This window comes from Modestobacter caceresii (assembly GCF_000761485.1).
GTDB classification, from domain to species: Bacteria; Actinomycetota; Actinomycetes; order Mycobacteriales; family Geodermatophilaceae; genus Modestobacter; species Modestobacter caceresii.
On record NZ_JPMX01000065.1, the window covers coordinates 1 to 1279 of the forward strand.

General features: G+C 68.5%; 1 protein-coding gene. It reads left to right on the forward strand.

Annotated features, from left to right (window positions below; all coding sequences use genetic code 11):
* Positions 1–69: 69 nt before the first annotated feature.
* A protein-coding gene (locus IN07_RS14470) for an IS3 family transposase (protein WP_156119204.1) occupies positions 70–1247 on the forward strand; the annotation gives its coding sequence in 2 pieces (ribosomal slippage) (positions 70–354 and positions 357–1247; 1176 coding nt in all).
* The last annotated feature ends 32 nt before the right edge of the window (positions 1248–1279 follow it).

The following is a 1279-nucleotide window of genomic DNA, read 5'->3' on the forward strand; positions in this document are numbered from 1 at the left end:
GGGACTGCTGCACGAGTAGGTGACATCTGATCTGTGGTGCCGAGAGGTGCCGCTGGAAGGATGTTCACCGTGCCCAAGCCCTACCCCAAGGAGTTCCGCGATGACGTCGTGAACGTCGCGCGCAACCGTGAGCCGGGCCAGCACCTGAAGCAGATCGCGGCCGACTTCGGGATCAGCGAGTCGTGCCTGACGAACTGGATGAAGGCCGCCGACGTCGAGGACGGCGTCAAGCCCGGCACCACATCGACGGAGAACGCCGACCTGCGCGAGGCCCGCAAGCGGATCCGGCTGCTCGAGCAGGAGAACGAGGTGCTGCGCCGGGCGGCGGCCTACCTGTCGCAGGCGAACCTGCCGGGAAAATGATCTACCCGCTCGTCCGTGAGCTCGCCGTCGACGGGATCCCCGTCGCGGTGACGTGCCGGGTTCTGAAGATCGCCCGCCAGCCCTACTACCGATGGCTGGCCGACCCGGTCACCACCAGCGAGATGGTCCGGGCTCACCGGGCCAACGCGTTGTTCGACGCCCACCGCGACGACCCGGAGTTCGGCTACCGGCTGCTCGTCGACGAAGCCGCCACGAACGGACAGCCGATGGCGACCCGCACCGCCTGGGCGATCTGCGCGGCCAACCAGTGGTGGAGCGCGTTCGGCAAGCCCCGCGGGGGCAAGGGCAGCCGTCCCGGACCGCCCGTGCACGACGACCGGGTCAACCGCGTGTTCACGGCCGAGGCGCCGAACACCTTGTGGTTGACCGACATCTCCGAGCACCGCACCGCCGAGGGCAAGCTCTACCTGTGCGCGGTCAAGGACGTGCACTCCAACCGGATCGTCGGCTACTCCATCGACTCCCGGATGAAGTCCCGGCTCGCGGTCGCAGCGCTCGACAACGCCGTCGCCCGGCGCCATGCCGGCGGCGCCGAGGTGGCCGGCTGCATCGTGCACTCGGACCGCGGATCTCAATTCCGCAGCCGGAGATACGTCTCCGCGCTCAACCGGCACCAGCTCACCGGCTCGATGGGCCGAGTCGGCGCGGCCGGGGACAACGCGGCGATGGAGTCGTTCTTCGCGCTGCTGCAGAAGAACGTCCTCGACCGCCGACAGTGGCGCACTCGACAGGAGTTGCGGATCGCGATCGTCACCTGGATCGAACGGACCTACCACCGTCGGCGCCGACAGGACGCCCTCGGTCGACTGACGCCCATCGAGTACGAGACCATCATGCCCACACTGGCCGCTCAGGCAGCCTGACCCAACCTGTCACCGATCCGTGCAGCAGTCCC